Source organism: Salsuginibacillus kocurii DSM 18087, assembly GCF_000377705.1.
Classification (GTDB): domain Bacteria; phylum Bacillota; class Bacilli; order Bacillales; family Marinococcaceae; genus Salsuginibacillus; species Salsuginibacillus kocurii.
This window is the reverse complement of the sequence record NZ_KB898645.1, coordinates 1-2,125: the sequence shown is the minus strand read 5'-3', so window position 1 is coordinate 2,125 and position 2,125 is coordinate 1. Positions and strand designations below refer to the sequence as shown.

General features: G+C 37.1%; 2 protein-coding genes and 1 rRNA gene. 1 reads left to right on the top strand and 2 read right to left on the bottom strand.

Going from position 1 to position 2,125, the window contains the following annotated elements; genetic code table 11:
* The coding region (locus D469_RS22825) for an IS3 family transposase (protein ID WP_156817046.1) at positions 1–82 on the top strand (82 nt) is incomplete at its 5' end.
* A 229-nt stretch (positions 83–311) separates the two neighbouring features.
* Here the strand turns inward: D469_RS22825 and D469_RS0119270 are convergent.
* Together D469_RS0119270 and rrf are read right to left on the bottom strand one after the other, a co-directional pair.
* Positions 312–1,832 (bottom strand): SAP domain-containing protein, encoded by a 1,521-nt coding sequence (locus D469_RS0119270; protein WP_018925016.1) that lies wholly within the window; start codon positions 1,830–1,832, stop codon positions 312–314.
* Between the two features lie 199 nt (positions 1,833–2,031).
* Positions 2,032–2,125 (bottom strand): 5S ribosomal RNA (gene rrf, locus D469_RS21380); the annotation flags it as partial.

The following is a 2,125-nucleotide window of genomic DNA, read 5'->3' as shown; positions in this document are numbered from 1 at the left end:
TGTTCATTGGTTTAATCACATTCGTTTACACAGCTCATTAGGTTATCAGTCTCCCATGGAATTTAAAAAAGCAACTTTATAAATGTGTCCAGTTTAGTGTTGACATACCATCACGCCGCACTAAACTCGCGTCATGCTGCACTGATAGAGTTTCACTCCGCACTCGGTCCTCGTCACGCAACACTCTTTAGGCATCACTCCACACTCAATTGCTGTGACGCTGCCCTCCCCCTTCCACCAAACTGTGAAATTAGCAGACATTCACCAAGCCAAGCACATACTGACTGTCTAGTTCACGCTTGGCTTTATGATTAAGATAAGGCCCAACTCATGCGATCCTGCAAAGTAGCTCTTGTTAACTCACCGGTGAGGTTAAATACTTGCATATTAAAAGCGGGGTTTTTTTGATTAGAATAAGCCTCCCACTCTTCAGCTACAAATTTCAAATTCTCTGCAGAGATTAAGGCAATATCAGTGTCCGTCTCCGTAAAGGCTTTTAACTTATGTGCTTTTGATACAGCATCTGAAGAAATCTCCGAGGTGATAATTATAAAGATATTAACACGATTATCGTTTGCCCGAATATAACCTAAAAATTGTTGGAAATGTTCTTCAGTGAAAACATATTCTTGTTCGGAGCTTTTATTATCCCACAATACCGATTCCTTACTGTTAAATTTCACCTTTCCATCTGCATGTTTCGATCCTGGCATAGCTACCGTTTCAAGCTTAAGTTTCTTTTCAAAAATATACTTAGTAGCTTCTTCAAAATACTTTTCCACATCAAGGTCTTTATTTATAACTTTATTTACACGAAGCGTATTATAGTTTCTATAGGCCAACTCTTCAAAATAATCATAGTAAAAAGATCTTTCATCTTCAGGGTCGGAAGCTGGAGAAGTAGAGAGGTTTTCGTAATAATCAATAATGTTACTTATTTTCTCATCTTTTGTTCCACTAATATTAACCCCTTCTAACCCTCTTAAAATATCTTCTAATTCTGGATTGGCAAAAGCACTTAACGCTTTAGAGGGGAGGATATTATACTTTATCACTCGTTGCACCAACACTTCTTTTGTTCCACTTGATAGTAAACCAAATGAAGATAAAATTTGCTTTAATTGATTCTTAGATAACTCCTCTAGTAATTGCTTATAAGTTTCTGCTCGTAATTCTCCCCCTAATTCATACCGAATAATTCTAGCGATTTCACTGGGGATGACATAATAAGCATCATTTGTTTTAAATCGTAAAATTAGCCCTCTCAATTGCAAGTCTTTTAATGCCTGTTCAATCTGGCGATGATTATGTAACTTATTATTTTTCTGCGGAAAACGACCTGCCCGGCTTTCAATCAGATGATGATCCCTTCTACTAAAACCCAGCTGACTTCTTAGGACATTTAGAATGTTAATTTCATGTGAGTTCAATTCTTCATCCTTTTGCCAAGCAGCTTTTAGCGTTTCAATATAAATCGTATAATATTCTTCATTCATCGTGGAACGGATAAAATCGTCATCTTCGCTTTCTTCTACAATTTGTTCTTCCAAAGCAATTACTTTTTCAAAGATACTACTTTCGTTTAAAATGTAACCTTCTGTATCCATTAAAGCCATAAGAATCATTTCATTTAGCAAAGCTGTATCCCGATCTGCCTCCAAAAAATTCAAATTTCGCTTCACTCGATCTTTATATTGGAATTCTTCTATATTTTTCACGATGACTTCTCGCATTTCTTCTTCGCTCTTCATTTTCACGTCTTTTAGAAAACTGTCAACGGTGCGCGACAAATATAACTTCGACATCTTTGGCAAAACATCTTGTAGCTTCATTCATAGCCCCCTATCCTTAATTTAAAATGAATAATCAATTCACATCATACAAAAAACAGGATTTGTAACACATTTTACCACTAGTTTCACACTCATAAACTTAAGAGTTTCCAAAGAAATTGAATTTTTCGAATTAAAAATATCTTTTGTAACAAAAAAGACTCACACCAGCTATTTGGTGTGAGTCTTCTTATATGGGGCCTGGCAGCGTCCTACTCTCACGGGGGGTTGCCCCCCGATTACCATCGGCGCTGAAGAGCTTAACGGCCGTGTTCGGCATGGGAACGGGTGTG

Coding starts and splice junctions, on each gene's coding strand:
- D469_RS0119270 (WP_018925016.1), bottom strand. CDS start 1,832: ATGAAGCTACAAGATGTTTTGCCAAAGATGTCGAAGTTATATTTGTCG.